This is a genomic window from Arthrobacter sp. YN (assembly GCF_002224285.1).
In the GTDB taxonomy this organism is placed as follows: Bacteria; Actinomycetota; Actinomycetes; order Actinomycetales; family Micrococcaceae; genus Arthrobacter.
In genome coordinates this window covers 115,294-132,048 of record NZ_CP022436.1, presented here as the reverse complement: position 1 = coordinate 132,048, position 16,755 = coordinate 115,294, and the positions used below count along the sequence as shown (strand labels likewise).

The following is a 16,755-nucleotide window of genomic DNA, read 5'->3' as shown; positions in this document are numbered from 1 at the left end:
GCATGGGCACAACAACCCATCCAGGAAGATTCATGCATAAGCATGGAATATTTTCGAGTCTGACTCGGTTTATACGAATAGCGACTTAAACAGCGCTCATTAAAGAAATCGGCGGGATTCGTCCCGCGAAGGAGGAATCATGGGTAACTTCGAAGGCAAGACCGCGCTCGTCACCGGCGGCGGTTCCGGGCTTGGGGAAGCGATCAGCAAGGACCTCGCCAAGAACGGCGTCAAGGTTGTGGTTACTGACGTCAACTTCGACGCCGCCACCCGCGTGGCCAACCAGATCACGGCCGACGGCGGCACTTCAGTTCCGTTCCAGGCCAACACTGCGGTGGCTGAAGACAGCAAGAAGGCCGTCGACTTCGCCGTGGAAACGTACGGCGCCCTCAACTACGCCGTGAACAACGCCGGCATCGGCGGCGCCAGCGCTCCGGTGGGCGACGTCGACATTGAGGACTGGGACCGGGTCATCGCCATCAACTTGAGCGGCGTCCTGTACGGCATGCGCTATCAGATCCCGGCCATCCTCGCTGCGGGCGCTTCCGAAGGCGCCATTGTGAACATGGCCTCGATCCATGGCGCCGTGGCTGCCCCCGGCAACGCCGCCTACACCGCTGCCAAGCACGCCGTGGTGGGCTTGACCAAGAACGCTGCTGCCGAATACGGCGCACAGGGTCTCCGCGTCAACGCAATCGGCCCTGGCTACATCGACACTCCCCTGCTGGCCGCCGCCCCGAAGGAAGTCATCAACGGGCTCGAGGCCAAGCACCCGCTGGGTCGTCTGGGTAAGGCCGATGAGATCGCGAACGTCACCACGTTCCTCCTTTCCGACAAGGCCAGCTTCATGACCGGCTCCTACGTGCTGGTCGATGGCGGTTACACGGCCGTCTAGCACTGGTTTTGGACCGCTCCGGCCCGGTTTCACCAACCGGGCCGGAGCATTTTTTGCCATACCACCCGCCGCTGAACGAACGCTTAATCTTCGCGTTGCTGGGCTTCGGTCGCGGCAAGTTGGGTGCCTTTCGGCGTCACAGGGCGCTCAACACGGTCATTTCCTGTCAGCAGCCGCGAGGGTCTGGCATGCTGGACCCCATGGCTAGCCGAGCGGGCACAGTTGCCCTTCCCCAGGACCTTGTTGACATCACAGCCCTGCTGGACGCGTATTTCGACGTAGCTCCGGACTTGGGTGATCCCGCGCAGCGTGTGGCGTTTGGAACGTCGGGACACCGCGGATCCAGCTTGAAGGCATCGTTCAACGAGCCTCACATCCTTGCGATCACGCAGGCAATCGTCGAATATCGTGGACGCCAGGGCATCACCGGTCCGCTGTTCATCGGCCGTGATACCCACGCCCTCAGCGAGCCGGCACAGAATTCCGCACTGGAAGTACTGGCCGCCAACGGCGTGACCGTTCTGGTGGACGCCCGCCACGGTTACACCCCGACGCCGGCACTAAGCCACGCCATCCTCAAGTACAACCGCGAAGCCGGTCCGGGCACTCCCCAGGCCGACGGCATCGTGGTCACCCCAAGCCACAACCCGCCGGGCGATGGTGGCTTCAAATACAACCCTCCCCACGGCGGCCCGGCAGACACCGACGCCACCGGATGGATTGCCGACCGCGCCAACCAGCTCCTTGAAAACGGCCTCCGTGGCGTCAAGCGCATGCCGTTGAACGATGCCTTGGCCGCCGACACCACCGGCAAGTTCGACTTCCTCAGCAGCTACGTGGACGATCTCCCCTCGGTGCTCAACCTCGACGCCATCCGCAACGCCGGCGTCCGCATCGGAGCCGACCCCATGGGCGGCGCCTCCGTGGATTACTGGGGCGAAATCGGCGAGCGCCACCAGCTCAACCTCACCGTTGTGAACCCCACCGTCGATCCGCAGTGGGCCTTCATGACCCTCGACTGGGACGAGAAGATCCGCATGGATTGCTCGTCGCCGTCGGCCATGGCGTCCCTGATCAAGCGCATGGCCGCTGGTGCTGATGGCACCGCCGCTTACGACGTCGCCACAGGTAACGACGCCGACGCCGATCGCCACGGCATCGTGACACCTCTTGTTAATGGGGTGGGTGGGCTCATGAACCCGAACCACTACCTTGCCGTCGCCATTGACTACCTGTACCGGAACCGCAGCGGCTGGAACCCGGAGTCCGTGGTGGGCAAGACGCTCGTTTCGTCCTCCATCATCGACCGCGTTGCCGGTGGACTAGGCCGCAAGCTGGTTGAGGTTCCCGTGGGCTTCAAGTGGTTCGTGCCCGGCCTGCTCTCCGGCGAAGGTGCCTTCGGTGGCGAGGAATCTGCCGGAGCGTCCTTCAACAAGCTCGACGGCAGCGTGTGGACCACGGATAAGGACGGCATCCTGCTGGCCCTCCTGGCTTCGGAGATCACCGCGGTCACGGGTCAGTCTCCTTCACAGCTGTACAAGGGCCTGACGGACCAGTTCGGCGCACCCGTTTACGCCCGCATCGACGCTGCCGCCACGCGCGAGCAGAAGTCCAAGCTGGGCAAGCTCTCCGCCGCCGACGTCACCGCGACTTCCCTTGCGGGTGAAGAGATCACGGCCAAGCTCACCGAGGCTCCGGGCAACGGCGCGGCGATCGGCGGCCTGAAGGTTGTCACCGAGAACGCCTGGTTTGCGGCCCGCCCCTCCGGCACCGAGGACGTCTACAAGATCTACGCCGAGTCCTTCAAGGGCGCGGACCACCTGAAGCAGGTGCAGGAAGAGGCAAAGGCACTGGTGGACGGGGTTATCGCCTAGTTCTGCCTAGCTGGCGACGCGCATACCCGCTGGCGCCACCGAAACGGGCTGAGGACAACTGAATTCGAGTGTCCTCAGCCCGTTTCCGTGTCTTCAATCGCCTTCCGCGTCCTGCGTCCAGAGCCTGAGGACTCGGCGGATGGTGTGGTCACCTTCGGGCGCCATGTCCACCAGCGCTACGTAGTCAAGCACGACGACGTCTCCGGACTTGGGGCGCTTGCCGTCGTGGTGCGAGATGTGCGGCCTGTAGTGGTCCAGGATGTAGTTGGGGGTGGCGATGCGCCCGCCTGCTGTCTTTGCTGCCTCGACAATCTCTTCGTGCAGCCCCTGAAGCAGCGGGTTGTGCTCGATGAGACTGACCGGGATGGACCCCATATGCCCGAAACCCGCCTCTCCGCCCACTCGCAGCTGCGCACCCAGCGCTCCCTTGACGGGCGCTGCGGCCAAGTCCGCAAGGACATCGGCGACGTCGGCACTCACGTCAGTCCCGACGTCGAACCTTAGCAGCGTGATGTGCAGCGGCCAGTCGCTGCGCGGAAAAACCAGCCCCGGAGAGACTGGCTCCGTAAACGCCACCCAGATGAGGTTCCGCATACGCATTAGTTTGCCACCCGCCGGCCAACCATCTCTCACAACCCTCGGGCTTCCGGCCAACCATCTCTCACAACCCTCGGGCTTCCGGCCAACCATCTCTCACCTGCCCTAGAGTCGAGGGAAGGACATGCAACGCTGGGGGAATATGAGGCTAGAGGCTTGGCACGTCATGGTTTTACTCATACTGCTGCTTGTGGCCGCCGTGGTGATCGTGGCGGTGACCCTGCTCGTCCGCTGGGTCATCAGAGCCGCAGATCATCGGGATCGGGGCAATCGACCCGAGCGGGAGTGAGAGAGCGTCGGGCTCAAGCCCGAGGGACCTGATCGAGCGTCGGGCTCAAACCCGAGGGACATGAAAGAGCGTCGGCCTCAAGCCGCCGGCAATGCAAAACGCCCACCCACATTCCTGTGAGCGGGCGTTTTTGCGATGTGAGGTCTTAGACGGTGCGAACAACGTCGTCGTATGCGAACTTCGGCTTGGCTTCGCCCCAGGCGGCGGGGCCGGGCTGGCCGATGTTGACCACGAGGAAGCTCTTCTGATCGCCGGCCGGGAAGAACTCGGCGTCGATGGCGGCGAAGTCGGCACCGGTCATCGGGCCGGCGGCGAAACCGAGCGAGCGCACGGCCAGGATGAAGTAGCCGGCCTGCAAATGAGCGTTGTTGTTGCCCGTAGCAGCGGCGAAAGCGGGATCGGCGTCGTACATGGCCTTGGGTGCGCCGTAGGCGGGCAGGAACCTGTCCCACTGGCCCTGCCAGTCGGTGTCGTAGGAGAGGATTGCGACCAGCGGCGCGGAGGCGGTCTTGGCCTTGTTGCCGTTGGAAAGGGTGTCCACCAGCTTGGCGCGGGCCTCGTCCGAGCGGACGTAGGTCACGCGAAGTGGCTGGGAGTTGAAGGCGGTGGGGCCGAACTTGGTGAGCTCGTAGATGGCGCGGGCCTGCTCCTCGGTGACCTCACCGGCGAAGCTGTTGGCGGTACGGGCTTCGGCAAAAATGGCGTCGACTGCTGCGGCGTCAATGACTGCTTCTTCGTGGGCGATCGTCATTTGGTGAACCTTTCGCTGGGCCTGACCCTGAGCCGGCCGGGCACTTCTGCTTTCCATGGTTGCAACTTCAACTTCCGTTGTCCTCTTCCCGTGACGGCCCGTGACGTTGAGCACACAGCGTGACTCCGCGTGTCGTTTCCTTGCGTTGTGAGGCCCGCTTTGCGCGCTCCCAAGCGTGCGGGGCGCGTAGAGCGGGCCCCGCAATGGCGGTAATGTTGCACCGAATCCCAACACTCTTCTGAGGAAGGCCCGCCATGAGCATGCTCGGCATCAAATGGAAGCTCCACGGCAACGGCAAGTCCATTCGCCCCGGCCACGTGGTGGCGCCCGACGAGCGGCTCGCGTGGCCCCTGACCATCGGCATCGGCATGCAGCACGTGGTGGCGATGTTCGGTGCAACGTTCCTGGTGCCCATCATCACCGGTATGCCGCCTGCCACCACCCTGCTCTTCTCGGGCATCGGCACCCTGTTGTTCCTGGTGATCACCAAGGGCCGTGTGCCCAGCTACCTGGGCTCGAGCTTCGCGTTCATCGCCCCGATCATGGCGTCCCAGCAGCAGTACGGCGTGAGTGGCGCCTTGGGCGGCGTGGTGCTGGCCGGCGTCGTACTGGCGCTTATTGGTGCGGTGGTCCAGAAGTTTGGCGCCGAATGGATCAACCGGCTTATGCCGCCGATCGTCACCGGTGCCATTGTGGCGCTGATCGGCCTCAACCTGGCGCCGGCTGCAAAGGCGAACTTCGACCTCGCGCCGGTTACCGCCCTCATCACGCTTGTCACGATCATCCTGGTTTCCGTTCTATTCCGCGGAATTCTGGGGCGGCTGAGCATACTGGTGGGCGTCGTGGTGGGGTATCTCGTGGCGATGATGCGCGGCGAGGTCAACTACGAAAAGATGGACGCCGCTGCGTGGATTGGCCTTCCTCTGTTCCAGACGCCCGAGTTCCACATTGGCGTGGTGGGATTGTTCGTTCCTGTTGTCCTGGTGCTGGTGGCTGAGAACGTGGGGCACGTGAAGTCGGTGGCAGCGATGACCGGACAGAACCTCGACGGCGTCTCCGGCCGCGCGCTGATGGCCGACGGCGCCGCGACGGTACTTGCCGGGTTCGGCGGCGGTTCCGGTACCACGACGTATGCGGAGAACATCGGCGTCATGGCCGCCACGAAGGTCTATTCGACGGCGGCGTACTGGGTGGCCGGTGTCTTCGCCATCCTGCTGAGCTTCTCCCCGAAATTCGGCGAACTGATCGCGACCGTCCCGGCTGGTGTGCTGGGCGGTGCTGCGACCATGCTGTACGGCATGATCGGCGTGCTCGGCGTGAAGATCTGGGTGCAGAACAAGGTCAACTTCTCCAACCCGATCAACCTGACGACCGCTGCTGTGGCGTTGATTATCGGCATTGCTGACTACACCTGGACCATTGGCGAGCTGAAGTTCACCGGCATTGCCCTTGGTTCCGCTGCTGCCCTGGTGATCTACCACGGCATGAAGGGTCTGGCACGCTGGCGCGGAACCGTCGCTGAGCCGGAAACCGAGACTGCGGGGCTGCCGCCTGCGGTGAAGTCGGCGATGAATGCTGCGGCTAAGCGGGGCGGGAAGAAGGGGAAGTAGGGGTAGATTCGGGATTGCTCATGAAGCGTCACTGAGCCAGCCACGGCCAGAAGGTAGCAATCGATGAAGGAAGAAGAACCATCAGGAGAGGCCCGCACCAGCAAGCCTCCGCGGCAGATTACGGTCCGGACGTACCTTATCTGTGTCGCGGTACTGGTCGCCTTGGCCTTCGGCGCCCCTGCCGTGGAAAAGCTGTTACGGCCCAAAGCTGAGAAGGTCTGCGTCACCGAGAACGTGGTCATTTCCCATGAGAACCGAAGCCGCACCTCCTTCAAGCTCGACACCTCGTGTGGGCAACTCGTGGTGGACGACTCGATCGCCGAGGAAGCCAGCCGGATCATCCAGAGAAACACGACCTACCGCATGGTCATCGCTTCAGGTCTCCTGGGTGAGTACTTGGTGGAATTGCCAGTGGAAGTCCGGCCTCAGAACCCAGACAAATGAGATGGCCTATGAAGCAACGACACCCGAGCAAGACGCAAAGCGCTGACTCAGAAAACGATCGCCTCTCGGTCGTCCGGGAAACGATCATTCCCGTTCTGCTGAACGGTCTGGTCGGCCTCATCGTGGTGGCGGGGCTTTGGATCACCGTTGTTCCGCCGGAATCTCCAGGCAGGCAGGTTCAGCTGGCACTTGGCTCGTTGCTTGTCCTCGGTCTCTGCATTCGAACGAGATACCCACGGATGGCGGCGCTGTGGACGGGCATTGTGACGGCCATTGGCTGGAGCTTGGGAATGACAGAGGACCCGTTCCTGGCGACAGGGCTCTGCCTATACGTTGCCGCGGAACGATTCGGGACCAGATTGTTCCCCAGATGGTTGATCGTGCTGGCAACGGCAGTGGGCACTTCCTTGCTCCTGGTCTCCGCGGAGGGCGCCGAAGCGCGCGTTCGGGGAATTATCCTGGGCGCTGTCATCATCGGGGCAGCGTGGGTCCTTGGCATCCGCACCCAACGCATGCGGTATGAAACCGAGCGCAATGCCCGGGCGCAGGAAAGGCTTCGCCTCGCCCGAGACGTTCACGATGTCCTCTCGCATACGTTGGGAGGGATCGGAGTGCGGGCAGGCGTCGTCGCCCATGTAAAGTCGTCCACCACTGACGATCTACGATCTGCGCTGCAGGGCATCGAGTCCGATGCCCGTGATGCGTTGGGCCAACTCCAAGTCTTGATGCGCCAGGAACGTAGTGAAACGGCTGATGACTCTCCCCGGGAACTCTTCCGGAACTGATGCAGGAGCTGTCACAACCGGCCATACGCGCCGGCATAACTGTTGTGATCGATGCCGATGAAAGCGCCAACCATCTTCCGGCCGCGCAACGAACCACCGCGTATCGAATCATTCAGGAGGCCCTGACAAACGTGATCCGTCATTCCGAAGCAAAAACCTGCCGGATCACCATCAGGACCGAGGGCGACGACCTGCGAATCAGCATCCTCGACGACGGTCCGGGGGCGGCTTTGGCTTCCAAGAACGGTCATGGACTCACAGGGATGCGAGAACGGGCCCAACTAATGAGCGGAACCTTTGAAGCAGTACAGGATGCCAGTGGATACCGCGTGGCTGTTTCACTACCGGGAACTGCAGCGAGGGTGGAAACCCGATGAATGAGATCAGCGTCCTCATCGCAGACGACGATGCTCACATCAGGACGTCACTGCGTCTTTTGATCGAGGATGAGCCGGGCATGAGAGTGGCTGCCGTGGTTGTGGACGGCGCAGAGGCCGTGGAAGCCACCATGAAGCATCAACCGGACGTGGCCCTGATGGATGTTCGAATGCCCCGGATGACCGGCCTTGAAGCTGCGGGGATTCTGGCATCACGAAAGTCCCGCACCCGGCTGGTCATGCTGACCACGTTCGATATGGACGACTACGTCTACCAGGCACTCCGCCAGGGCGCCTCCGGCTTTCTCCTTAAGAACGCGCCGCTGCCTGACATCCTCAAGGCAATCCGTACCGCATATGAAGGTAACGCCCTCCTGGCTCCGGAAATCACCCGTCGACTCATTGACCGCTTCACCCTGCATCCGGCCGCACACGACCGCATCAGCGAGCTGACAGTCCGCGAACGCGAAACCTTGACCCTCATCGGACAAGGTGCCTCCAATAACGAGATAGCAGCCGCCCTGTTTCTCACGCGAACCACTGTGCGCACTTACGTGAGCCGAATCCTGACCAAACTGGGCGCACGGGACAGAGCCCAACTCGTTGTCATCGCCTACGAAGGAGGCCTGGTGGGCCCTTCGACCGTATAGGCGATAGCCACGACTGTCGACACCTGCAGACAGACAAGCGATGCCGGGCCGGATTGACTTGAGTCATGCCAGCACCTTCCACCGCAATCTCCGTCGCGCAACTCGCGCCGCACGTCACCGTAAGCCGCGCCGTCAAGGCCGAAACCACCAAACTCCTGACACTTCGGCTCTGCCTTAACACCGTGGTCGGAAGTGTCCTGCTAACGGTGCTGCTTTCCTGGTTACTGACGAACCTGATCGACGCTGCCCACAACGCCGGCAGGCCGGAGGAAGCAGCAGGCCTCGAAGGAGGAACCGCTTTTCTGGTCATTCTTCACTATGGACAGATTGGGGTTGTCCTTCTGGCAGCATGGTCCATGCACCAGGAAGCAGAAAACGGCTCGCTTAGAAGCACCTTGATCAGCCTCCCCCAGCGCAACATCGTGTTGGCGGCAAAAGCACTGGTAGTCCTCGCCGCAGTCTTTATTACCGCGCTGCTCAGCGTGTTTGGGTCAGCAGGCGTGCGGTGCTTGGTCATCGACTGTGCAGCAGAAAACAACCAGATCTCTCCGACTCCCCAAGCCACAGCAGGAGTCCTCTGGGGCGTCATTCTCTACTGGGTCCTCATTGCCCTCTTCACGTACGCACTATCAGTGATTCTGCGCAGTGGACTGGCCGCGATGGGCACCGTGCTGGCGATGGCCCTCATTGTTTCCACCTACCTGGTGAACATCACCCCCCTTGCAAAGTTCCTCCCGGATCAGGCCGGAGCCCAGCTCTACCAGCTGCCACCCCCCACTCCAGGCGACTTAGGACCTGCTACGGGCGGATTGGTCCTCGCGGTTTGGGTGGTCGCGGCGCTGATCGCTGCTCTTGTTTTGTTCCGCCGCCAGCCAGTTCGCCGCTAGGTGACATCGACTATCAAGGAGATCAAACAGTGATCGAGATCAAGAATTTGAGCAAAAAATACGGGCAGTCGGACGGAATCATCGACGTCTCGTTGACGGCCGAGCCCGGGAAAGTTACCGCCTTTCTCGGCCCGAACGGGGCCGGCAAATCGACAACTTTCCGTCTGCTTCTAGGCCTTGATCGGGCGGACAGCGGGTCCGCTCTCATCGAAGGAAAACCCTACCAGGACCTCACCGCTCCGCTGTGGACCGTGGGGGCTCAGTTCGATGGCTCGGGAGCCCACAAAGGCCGCACGGCCAAGGCCCATCTCACCTGGCTGGCGCAATCCAACGGCATTCCGCACTCGAGGATCGGTGAAGTTTTGGAGCTCGTCGGACTGTCCGACGCTGCCCGTAAGCGCGTGGGAGCTTACTCACTGGGCATGGGTCAGAGGCTGGGGATCGCCGCGGCCCTCCTCGGCGATCCGCGCATTATTGTTCTCGACGAGCCGACCAACGGCTTGGATCCCGAAGGCATCCGCTGGATCCGAGGGCTCCTGAGTACCCTTGCAGCCAACGGCAAGACTGTCCTTATTTCCAGCCATCTCATTAATGAGGTCCAGCACGTCGCTGACCACATCGTCGTCATTTCCGGTGGCCGCATTGTTCAGTCCGGAAACGTCGATGATCTGGTAGCCGGTCACCATGACCTGGAAGCCGCCTACTTCGATTGGACCGGCAATGCGGCTAAAGGAAACGCCGCATGAGTACGCTGGTGGCCACTGCCCGTAAGCCCAGCCTGTTCCGCGCCGAACTCACCAAACTCATCACTTTAAGGTCCCTGTGGATTACTGCAGCCCTGACGTGGCTCATCGTCGTTCTCCTCGGCTGGTCCCAGGCGGCCCCGGTGCGGGATGCGCTCCGAACCAATGACCCAGGGCTTGCCCCAGGCGCCAGTCCGGAGACGGTGGGCTTTGACTGGGTTGCCCTGGGACTGATTGGAATCATTGTTATCGGAGTCATTTCCGCATCGTGTGAATACGTGTCGGGCCAACTGCGGAGCAGCCTGGTGGCCGCGCCGAACCGCGAGCGCCTGTACTTGGCGAAATGCACCGCGTTGACAGTGTTCGTGACGCTGCTGGGTCTCGTGACCATCCCGCTATTGAGCCTGCTGTCCCAGTCTGGTCTCGGCGAACTCTCCGTCATCAACGGGACCGTTCCGGCAAGCCTCCTTCTCCGCTGGGTTGGTGCCATAGCTTTCTGGGATGCCATAGCCCTCATTGGGTTCGCACTGGGCATCCTGCTCAAGCAGACGCTGATACCGCTGTTTGCGCTCATTGTGGTGTCGCAATTGTCGTTGATGTTGCTGCTGCTGACTCCGGCTTTTGCCTATCTACCCACCGTGGCCGGGGTCCTTCTTTTCGATCCGGGCCTGGTCACGGGGTCCTACCCGGATGCAGATCTGGGTACTCTCACCGCCGCGATAGTAACTTTCACCTGGACAGCCGGCCTCGTGGCCTTTGCAGGATTCAAGTTCAGCACGCGTGATGTCCGTGGCTAGCTGAACCACGACGGCGGTCCTCACCGAATGCTCGGGCGAGGACCCCGTCGTTGGTTAAGCTGAAGGCGTCAGTCCGCGGCCTCGCGTCCCATGGACCTTTCCACCCGGCCAAGCCACTCCCAAAGGAGGGCAGCCGTTAGCTCCGGCTGGTCCAGGTGCGCGTTGTGACCGGCTCGATCCAGGACGGCGGTGGTGGACTGTGCATAGCTGCGCGCCAGCGCAGTCTGATCCTCAAACCCCACCACATGGTCCTGACGACCGGCGAGAATCAGCGCGGGTCCTTGAAAGTTGGAGAAGCGATTTTCCGGCTCGGCACGAAGTGTGTAGTTGCTCGAGATCCGTTGGATCGCGGCCTGATCGAATACGCGAAACCCCGGCAGGGCCGCGTCTCGGAAAAGAAACCAATTCTCGGGAGATTGGACCACGGCCATGGCCTCATAGTCGGCCGCGTCCGCGGGTTCCAAGGCCGCCAATAGGGTCGGGTCTGCTTGGAGCACTGTCTTGGCAGGCAGGGTTCGGGACCCGTGATCCGCAATGACCACTGGGCAAAGGAGCGCCAGGCCAAGAACCTGCTCCCCGAATTCGGCCACCAGGTGACGGGCGATCATGCCACCGAAGGAGTTTCCGAGGACCGCGAACCTTTCGGCACCGAAGGTTTTCCGGACAAAGGAGACCACTGCTTCGGCCACGGCATCCGCGCTATCGATCTCGGGTCCTGCCGCGGATTGGCCCATGCCCGGCAGGTCCACGTAGACCCGCCGCCACTGACCATGAGCATCGAACACGGGGTCGAGCCCCAGCAGTAGGCGATGATCGACACAGAATCCGTGGATGATCAGGATTGGGGTCCCCGCCCCATTGTCAACAGAATGCACCCTCGAACGCTAACACCGGTGGCATATGACCGCGACCGCGGGTCAACCGTACGGGTCGAGGACTCGTGGGCATCAACTATGGGCGGAGCGTGCCCACCGAGGGGCGGCTTCTCGGCAGAAAAAGCCCTCCATTCCCCGAGAGCCAACCCCTCGGCAACTTGAGAGCTAACCCCTCGGCGAGCCCGACTTACGACGACATAGAAACAACCCCAGAGAGCGCTCTCTTGACGTACGTGACTTGCAGCACATACATTGGTCCCACATCCCAGAGAGCGCTCTCTCGCCATTGGCGTACGGTCGCTCGAACACACAAAGGAGTGATCGTGGAGTTTTCGCGACTAAGGAAATTCACTGCCCTGGCGGGCGTAGCCTCACTTGCCCTCGTGGCCGCAGGCTGCAGCGGCGGAGGCGATAAGGCGGCGAGCGCCGACAACCCCGTCACACTGACCGTGACCACCTTCGGCACCTTCGGATACGACGACCTGTACGCCGAATACGAGAAGCAGAACCCGGGCGTCACCATCGAGGCCACCAACATCGATCGCGGTTCCAACGCCCGGACCGATGCGTTCACCAAGCTGGCCGCCGGCTCCGGACTCAGCGACGTCACGGCCATCGAGGAGGGCTGGCTCGGCTCCATTATGGAGGTTTCGGACCAGTTTGTGGACCTCAAGGAGCACGGCGCCGAGGACATCAAGGGCAACTGGGTGGACTGGAAGTTCAAGCAGGGCACCGACCCCAATGGTCGTGTGATCGGTTATGGCACTGACATCGGACCGCAGGCCCTGTGCTTCAACGGCAAGCTCTTCGAGGCAGCCGGCCTCCCGAGCGACCGCGAGAAAGTCGCGGAGCTTTTCGGCGGCAAGGACGCAAGCTGGGAAACGTACTTCAAGCTCGGCCGCCAGTACAAAGAGGCTACGGGCAAGGCCTGGTATGACCAGTCCGGCTTCGTCTGGAACTCCATGGTCAACCAGATGGACGAGGGTTACTACACCAAGGACGGCAAGCTGAACGTCGAGGGCAACAAGGACATGCGGGCAAAGTTCGACATGCTCGCTGCCGGCACTGCCGACGGCCTGTCCTCCAACCAGACCCAGTTCGACTGGGGTAACGGCAAGGCCTTCGTGGACGGTTCCTTCGCCACGCACGTTTGCCCCGCATGGATGCTCGGCACCATCAAGGGCCAGCTCGAGTCAGCAGGCGGCGGAGCGGCAAGTGGCTGGGACGTAGCCGATGTCTTCCCCGGCGGTGCTTCCAACTGGGGCGGTGCATTCCTCTCGGTCCCCAAGAGCTCCAAGCACCCCGCTGAAGCAGCGAAGCTGGCAGCATGGCTGACAGCCCCTGAGCAGCAGATCAAGCAGTCCGCTGCAGCGAACAACTTCCCCAGCACCCTCGAAGCACAGGCAAAGATCGTGGAAGCAGCCAAGCCGAACGAACTGTTCAACAACGCTCCCTACGGCGCCATCTTTGAGTCCCGCGCCGAGGGTGTCATCGCCCAGTTCAAGGGTCCGGATGACTCTGTGATCCAGGAGAACGTGTTCGGACCCGCCCTCAAGATGCTCGATTCGGGCAAGGGCAACGCCGATGAAGCCTGGAATGAAGCAGTCAAGCTCCTCAACGACCTCGTGGTCAACAACTAGCAGCACCCGGCCGTGGGGCCTCCGGGAAACCGGAGGCCCCCTCACAGAGTCTGAGACCCGACCATGACCACCACCTTGAACCGCCCGGCGGCCGGTAGAACGGCTGCCACCAAACCGAAACCGACGTTCCGCCAACGCCTCAACGTCTTCGACATGAAGGCGTCCCCGTACTTCTACATCGCCCCATTCTTCATCCTGTTCGCCTTGGTGGGCCTCTTTCCCTTGGGCTACACCTTCTTCGTCTCCCTCTTCGACTGGCACCTGCTCAAAGGCCAGGGCGAGTTCGTGGGATTCCAGAACTTCGCTGAGGTTCTTCAGGACAGGTTCTTCTGGAATTCCCTGTTCAACACCGTCAGCATCTTCCTGATCTCCACCATTCCCCAGCTGATCATGGCCACCATCATTGCCGCGGTCCTGGACCAGAACCTGCGCGCCAAGACGTTCTGGCGCATGAGCATCCTGCTCCCCTACGTCGTCACTCCCGTGGCTGTCGCCATGATCTTCACCAACATGTTCGGCGAGCAGTACGGCCTCATCAACAACATCCTGTCCAGCTTCGGGATCGATCCCATCATGTGGAAGAACGACACCCTTCCCAGTCACATCGCCATCGCCACCATGGTGAATTGGCGCTGGACCGGCTACAACGCGCTCATCCTCCTGGCCGCCATGCAGTCAGTACCGCGCGATATCTACGAATCGGCAGCAATCGACGGCGCCGGCTCCGTCCGCCGCTTCTTCAGCATCACGCTGCCGAGCATCCGGCCCACCATGGTGTTCGTTATTGTCACGGCCACCATCGGCGGGCTGCAGATCTTCACCGAGCCAAGGCTCTTCGATCCCGTAGCAGCCGGCGGAACGGCACGACAGTTCCAGACCACCGTGCTGTACCTCTGGGAGATGGCTTTCCAGCGGCAAAACTTCGGCAAGGCCTCCACCATCGCCTGGCTTTTGTTCCTGATCATCCTGCTTTTCGGCATCGTGAACTGGCTGATCTCACGCCGCATCGCCACCAACGGCGACGATCGCGGCGCAGCCAGCCGCCGCCGTCGGAAGCGTTCTTCCGCCGCGGCCACAGAAGCGGACGACGCCGGCCTGGCCGCCCAGGCGGTATCGGCACCAGACTCGACCAAGAGGAGCGGGAAATGACCCTCACACAAAACCGGCCACAAGTACCGGCACCTCAGCGAACCTCCCGAGCCCTGGCCACCCGGAAAGCACTCTTTGGCAACGGCCGGCGGCCCGGATTCCTGACCTACGGGTTGCTGCTGGCGTTCTTCGTGGCCTCGGCCTACCCGCTCTGGTGGTCCGTGATCATCGGCAGCCGCTCCAACGAAGCCCTCGGGGAAACCTGGCCGCCGCTGTTCCCTGGTGGCAACTTCTGGACCAACGTTGGGGAGGTCTTCGACACCGTCCCGTTCTGGTTGGCACTCGGCAACAGCGTCCTGATCTCGGGCATCATCACTATTTCGGTGGTGGGGTTCTCCACCCTGGCCGGATATGCGTTCGCCAAGCTGCGCTTCCGCGGCCGCAACTGGCTGATGGTGGCCGTGATCGCCACCATGGCCATCCCTACGCAGCTGGGCATCATCCCGCTGTTCATGCTGATGCGCACGCTCGGCTGGACAGGTGAGATCGGCGCCGTCGTGATTCCTACGTTGGTCACAGCGTTTGGTGTCTTCTTCATGCGGCAGTACTTGGTGGACGTGATCCCGGACGAGCTCATCGAGTCGGCACGCATGGACGGCGCGTCCATGATCTCCACCTTTTGGCATGTGGCACTGCCGGCCGCGCGTCCGGCCATGGCAATCCTGGGCCTCTTCACGTTCATGACGGCATGGACTGATTTCCTCTGGCCCCTGCTGGTGCTCGACGCCGGCAACCCCACCTTGCAGACGGCGCTCAGCCAACTGCAGTCGGCCCGTTACGTGGACTACTCGATCGTCCTGGCCGGCGCCGTCATGGCAACACTTCCGCTGCTGGCACTCTTCGTCCTGGCGGGCCGTCAACTTATTTCCGGAATCATGCAAGGAGCAGTGAAGGGCTAATGCCATTCGAAGCAACAACCCACCCAGCGATCACCCCCTTTAACAGGGTGTGGCCCGAGGGCTTCCTCTGGGGCTCGGCTACCGCTGCAGCCCAAGTGGAAGGCGCCAGCCACGAGGGCGGCAAGGAAGATTCCGTGTGGGACGCTTTCGCCCGAGTCCCGGGTGCCATAGCCAACGGCGAGACGCTGAAGGACGCGGTGCAGCACTACCACCGCATGCCCCAGGACGTCAGGATCATGAAGGAGCTGGGCCTGGATTCCTACCGGTTCTCCACCAGCTGGTCCCGTGTCCGGCCGGGCGGCCGTACCGCGAACGCCGAAGGCCTGGACTTCTACTCCCGCTTGGTGGATGAACTGCTCGACGCCGGCATCCTCCCTTGGTTGACCCTTTACCACTGGGACCTCCCGCAGGCGCTGGAGGAGAAGGGCGGCTGGGCCAACCGCGACACCGCCTACCGCTTCGTCGACTACGCGAACGATGTCTATTCAGCCCTGGGTGACCGTGTTCACCACTGGACTACGTTCAACGAACCGTTCTGCTCCTCACTCCTGGGCTATGCGGCGGGCGTGCACGCTCCCGGCCGTCAAGAGCCGAAAGCAGCCGTCGCAGCGATCCACCACCAGCACCTCGCCCACGGCCTGGCGGTCAACGAGCTGCGGAGCCGCGGCGCCCAGCAGTTGGGGATCACGCTCAACCTCAGCAACTCCATCCCGCGGGATCCTTCCGATCCCGTAGACCTCGACGCCGCGCGCCGGTTCGATTCGCTGCAGAACAGGATCTTCCTTGATCCGATCCTCCGCGGCGCCTACCCCGAGGACACGCTTAACGACCTTGAGCAGTTCGGCATCCGGGACGTCATCAAGCCCGGCGACCTGGACGTCATCGGTGCCCCCATCGACTTCCTGGGCGTCAACCACTACCACGATGACCTCATCAGCGGTCACCCCACCGCGGAACACGGCGACGGCCACTCGGGCGGCGCAACCCGCCCGACGTCGTCGTGCTGGATCGGTTCTGAAGACATCTCGTTCCCGAGCCGCGGCCTGCCGCGCACGGCCATGGACTGGGAGGTCAACCCCGACGGACTGCGGAAGCTCCTGGTGCGCCTCGGCGAGGAATACCCCACGCTGCCGCCTCTGTACATCACGGAAAACGGCGCTGCCTACGACGACGTCGTCAGTCCCGACGGAGCAGTCCACGACGTCGAACGGACCCAGTTTGTCCTCGACCACATCACCGCTGTTGGTGCGGCACTGGATCAGGGCGCCGACGTGCGCGGCTACTTTGTTTGGTCACTCCTGGACAACTTTGAGTGGTCCTGGGGTTACGGCAAGCGCTTCGGGGTGGTTCGCGTGGATTACGACACCTTTGAGCGCACGGTGAAGGACAGCGGACTGGCTTATTCCCGGGTCATCGCCTCGGCCAAGGCTTCTGCCACGGCCATAGTGAACGCCTAAAGTAGCCTTCAGAGGCATACTTTTTCTTACGTTCCG

19 protein-coding genes are annotated in these 16,755 nt (G+C 62.3%); 15 read left to right on the top strand and 4 right to left on the bottom strand.

Features of this window, described 5'->3' with window-relative positions; genetic code table 11:
• Window positions 1-139: 139 nt before the first annotated feature.
• Together CGK93_RS00660 and pgm are read left to right on the top strand one after the other, a co-directional pair.
• On the top strand, window positions 140-895 hold the full coding sequence (locus CGK93_RS00660; RefSeq protein ID WP_089593160.1) for an SDR family NAD(P)-dependent oxidoreductase: 756 nt from the start codon (window positions 140-142) through the stop codon (window positions 893-895).
• A 200-nt stretch (window positions 896-1,095) separates the two neighbouring features.
• Window positions 1,096-2,769 carry a phosphoglucomutase (alpha-D-glucose-1,6-bisphosphate-dependent) gene (gene pgm / locus CGK93_RS00655; RefSeq protein WP_232481492.1) on the top strand — a complete coding sequence of 558 codons (1,674 nt, stop codon included), beginning with the start codon at window positions 1,096-1,098 and terminating at the stop codon, window positions 2,767-2,769.
• Between the two features lie 93 nt (window positions 2,770-2,862).
• Here pgm and CGK93_RS00650 read toward each other — a convergent pair whose 3' ends face one another.
• Complete coding sequence (locus tag CGK93_RS00650; RefSeq protein WP_089593158.1) at window positions 2,863-3,363, bottom strand: 2'-5' RNA ligase family protein; 501 nt, start codon at window positions 3,361-3,363, stop codon at window positions 2,863-2,865.
• Window positions 3,364-3,532: 169 nt separating this feature from the next.
• Here CGK93_RS00650 and CGK93_RS24335 point away from each other — a divergent pair, with 169 nt between their 5' ends.
• Complete coding sequence (locus CGK93_RS24335) at window positions 3,533-3,655, top strand: hypothetical protein (RefSeq protein WP_269768464.1); 123 nt, start codon at window positions 3,533-3,535, stop codon at window positions 3,653-3,655.
• Window positions 3,656-3,800: 145 nt separating this feature from the next.
• On the opposite strand, the gene CGK93_RS00645 is transcribed toward CGK93_RS24335, so the two are convergent.
• Window positions 3,801-4,406 carry a malonic semialdehyde reductase gene (locus CGK93_RS00645; protein ID WP_089597077.1) on the bottom strand — a complete coding sequence of 202 codons (606 nt, stop codon included), beginning with the start codon at window positions 4,404-4,406 and terminating at the stop codon, window positions 3,801-3,803.
• 254 nt (window positions 4,407-4,660) lie between these two features.
• On the opposite strand from CGK93_RS00645, the gene CGK93_RS00640 reads away from it, so the two are divergent.
• The 3 genes from CGK93_RS00640 to CGK93_RS00630 all read left to right on the top strand — a co-directional run bounded on the left by CGK93_RS00640 (window position 4,661) and on the right by CGK93_RS00630 (window position 7,245).
• A complete protein-coding gene (locus tag CGK93_RS00640) occupies window positions 4,661-6,016 on the top strand; it encodes a uracil-xanthine permease family protein (RefSeq protein ID WP_089593157.1) in 1,356 nt (451 codons plus the stop codon).
• 63 nt (window positions 6,017-6,079) lie between these two features.
• Window positions 6,080-6,460, top strand: coding sequence for a hypothetical protein (locus tag CGK93_RS00635; RefSeq protein ID WP_089593156.1), 381 nt, complete (start codon window positions 6,080-6,082; stop codon window positions 6,458-6,460).
• An 8-nt stretch (window positions 6,461-6,468) separates the two neighbouring features.
• Window positions 6,469-7,245 carry a histidine kinase gene (locus CGK93_RS00630; protein ID WP_198318311.1) on the top strand — a complete coding sequence of 259 codons (777 nt, stop codon included), beginning with the start codon at window positions 6,469-6,471 and terminating at the stop codon, window positions 7,243-7,245.
• A gap of 11 nt (window positions 7,246-7,256) precedes the next feature.
• On the opposite strand, the gene CGK93_RS23925 is transcribed toward CGK93_RS00630, so the two are convergent.
• The gene (locus CGK93_RS23925; RefSeq protein ID WP_232481491.1) at window positions 7,257-7,496 is read right to left on the bottom strand and encodes a hypothetical protein; all 240 of its coding nucleotides are present in this window, start codon (window positions 7,494-7,496) and stop codon (window positions 7,257-7,259) included.
• Here CGK93_RS23925 and CGK93_RS24525 point away from each other — a divergent pair.
• The 5 genes from CGK93_RS24525 to CGK93_RS00605 all read left to right on the top strand — a co-directional run bounded on the left by CGK93_RS24525 (window position 7,380) and on the right by CGK93_RS00605 (window position 10,699).
• Window positions 7,380-7,622 carry an ATP-binding protein gene (locus tag CGK93_RS24525; protein WP_442857055.1) on the top strand — a complete coding sequence of 81 codons (243 nt, stop codon included), beginning with the start codon at window positions 7,380-7,382 and terminating at the stop codon, window positions 7,620-7,622. The two genes, CGK93_RS23925 and CGK93_RS24525, sit on opposite strands and share 117 nt — an antisense overlap.
• Window positions 7,619-8,272: a response regulator transcription factor gene (locus CGK93_RS00620; RefSeq protein ID WP_089593153.1), complete on the top strand. Its 654-nt coding sequence runs from the start codon at window positions 7,619-7,621 to the stop codon at window positions 8,270-8,272. The genes CGK93_RS24525 and CGK93_RS00620 overlap by 4 nt, the downstream gene beginning before the upstream one ends.
• Before the next feature lie 65 nt (window positions 8,273-8,337).
• A complete protein-coding gene (locus tag CGK93_RS00615; protein ID WP_089593152.1) occupies window positions 8,338-9,159 on the top strand; it encodes a hypothetical protein in 822 nt (273 codons plus the stop codon).
• 29 nt (window positions 9,160-9,188) lie between these two features.
• Window positions 9,189-9,905, top strand: a complete 717-nt coding sequence (locus tag CGK93_RS00610) for an ABC transporter ATP-binding protein (RefSeq protein WP_089593151.1) — start codon at window positions 9,189-9,191, stop codon at window positions 9,903-9,905.
• Window positions 9,902-10,699: a hypothetical protein gene (locus tag CGK93_RS00605; RefSeq protein WP_089593150.1), complete on the top strand. Its 798-nt coding sequence runs from the start codon at window positions 9,902-9,904 to the stop codon at window positions 10,697-10,699. Before CGK93_RS00610 ends, CGK93_RS00605 begins: the two co-directional genes overlap by 4 nt.
• 68 nt (window positions 10,700-10,767) lie before the next feature.
• On the opposite strand, the gene CGK93_RS00600 is transcribed toward CGK93_RS00605, so the two are convergent.
• A complete protein-coding gene (locus CGK93_RS00600) occupies window positions 10,768-11,574 on the bottom strand; it encodes an alpha/beta fold hydrolase (protein ID WP_089593149.1) in 807 nt (268 codons plus the stop codon).
• Between the two features lie 323 nt (window positions 11,575-11,897).
• On the opposite strand from CGK93_RS00600, the gene CGK93_RS00595 reads away from it, so the two are divergent.
• From CGK93_RS00595 to CGK93_RS00580, 4 genes are all read left to right on the top strand, one after another.
• A complete protein-coding gene (locus tag CGK93_RS00595) occupies window positions 11,898-13,214 on the top strand; it encodes an ABC transporter substrate-binding protein (RefSeq protein WP_089593148.1) in 1,317 nt (438 codons plus the stop codon).
• Between the two features lie 63 nt (window positions 13,215-13,277).
• Entirely contained in the window at window positions 13,278-14,363 is a 1,086-nt protein-coding gene (locus CGK93_RS00590; RefSeq protein ID WP_089593147.1) for a carbohydrate ABC transporter permease, read from the top strand.
• Window positions 14,360-15,262: a carbohydrate ABC transporter permease gene (locus CGK93_RS00585; protein ID WP_089593146.1), complete on the top strand. Its 903-nt coding sequence runs from the start codon at window positions 14,360-14,362 to the stop codon at window positions 15,260-15,262. Before CGK93_RS00590 ends, CGK93_RS00585 begins: the two co-directional genes overlap by 4 nt.
• Complete coding sequence (locus CGK93_RS00580) at window positions 15,262-16,719, top strand: GH1 family beta-glucosidase (protein WP_089593145.1); 1,458 nt, start codon at window positions 15,262-15,264, stop codon at window positions 16,717-16,719. The genes CGK93_RS00585 and CGK93_RS00580 overlap by 1 nt, the downstream gene beginning before the upstream one ends.
• Window positions 16,720-16,755: the final 36 nt, after the last annotated feature.

What these genes read in the sequence shown, in the direction of transcription:
- CGK93_RS00645 (WP_089597077.1), bottom strand. Translation starts at nt 4,406, where the DNA reads ATGACGATCGCCCACGAAGAAGCAGTCATTGACGCCGCAGCAGTCGAC.
- CGK93_RS00635 (WP_089593156.1), top strand. Translation starts at nt 6,080, where the DNA reads ATGAAGGAAGAAGAACCATCAGGAGAGGCCCGCACCAGCAAGCCTCCG.
- CGK93_RS00660 (WP_089593160.1), top strand. Translation starts at nt 140, where the DNA reads ATGGGTAACTTCGAAGGCAAGACCGCGCTCGTCACCGGCGGCGGTTCC.
- CGK93_RS00640 (WP_089593157.1), top strand. Translation starts at nt 4,661, where the DNA reads ATGAGCATGCTCGGCATCAAATGGAAGCTCCACGGCAACGGCAAGTCC.
- CGK93_RS24335 (WP_269768464.1), top strand. Translation starts at nt 3,533, where the DNA reads ATGGTTTTACTCATACTGCTGCTTGTGGCCGCCGTGGTGATCGTGGCG.
- CGK93_RS23925 (WP_232481491.1), bottom strand. Translation starts at nt 7,496, where the DNA reads ATGACCGTTCTTGGAAGCCAAAGCCGCCCCCGGACCGTCGTCGAGGAT.
- CGK93_RS00580 (WP_089593145.1), top strand. Translation starts at nt 15,262, where the DNA reads ATGCCATTCGAAGCAACAACCCACCCAGCGATCACCCCCTTTAACAGG.
- pgm (WP_232481492.1), top strand. Translation starts at nt 1,096, where the DNA reads ATGGCTAGCCGAGCGGGCACAGTTGCCCTTCCCCAGGACCTTGTTGAC.
- CGK93_RS00650 (WP_089593158.1), bottom strand. Translation starts at nt 3,363, where the DNA reads ATGCGGAACCTCATCTGGGTGGCGTTTACGGAGCCAGTCTCTCCGGGG.
- CGK93_RS00605 (WP_089593150.1), top strand. Translation starts at nt 9,902, where the DNA reads ATGAGTACGCTGGTGGCCACTGCCCGTAAGCCCAGCCTGTTCCGCGCC.
- CGK93_RS00630 (WP_198318311.1), top strand. Translation starts at nt 6,469, where the DNA reads ATGAAGCAACGACACCCGAGCAAGACGCAAAGCGCTGACTCAGAAAAC.
- CGK93_RS00585 (WP_089593146.1), top strand. Translation starts at nt 14,360, where the DNA reads ATGACCCTCACACAAAACCGGCCACAAGTACCGGCACCTCAGCGAACC.
- CGK93_RS00615 (WP_089593152.1), top strand. Translation starts at nt 8,338, where the DNA reads ATGCCAGCACCTTCCACCGCAATCTCCGTCGCGCAACTCGCGCCGCAC.
- CGK93_RS00590 (WP_089593147.1), top strand. Translation starts at nt 13,278, where the DNA reads ATGACCACCACCTTGAACCGCCCGGCGGCCGGTAGAACGGCTGCCACC.
- CGK93_RS00620 (WP_089593153.1), top strand. Translation starts at nt 7,619, where the DNA reads ATGAATGAGATCAGCGTCCTCATCGCAGACGACGATGCTCACATCAGG.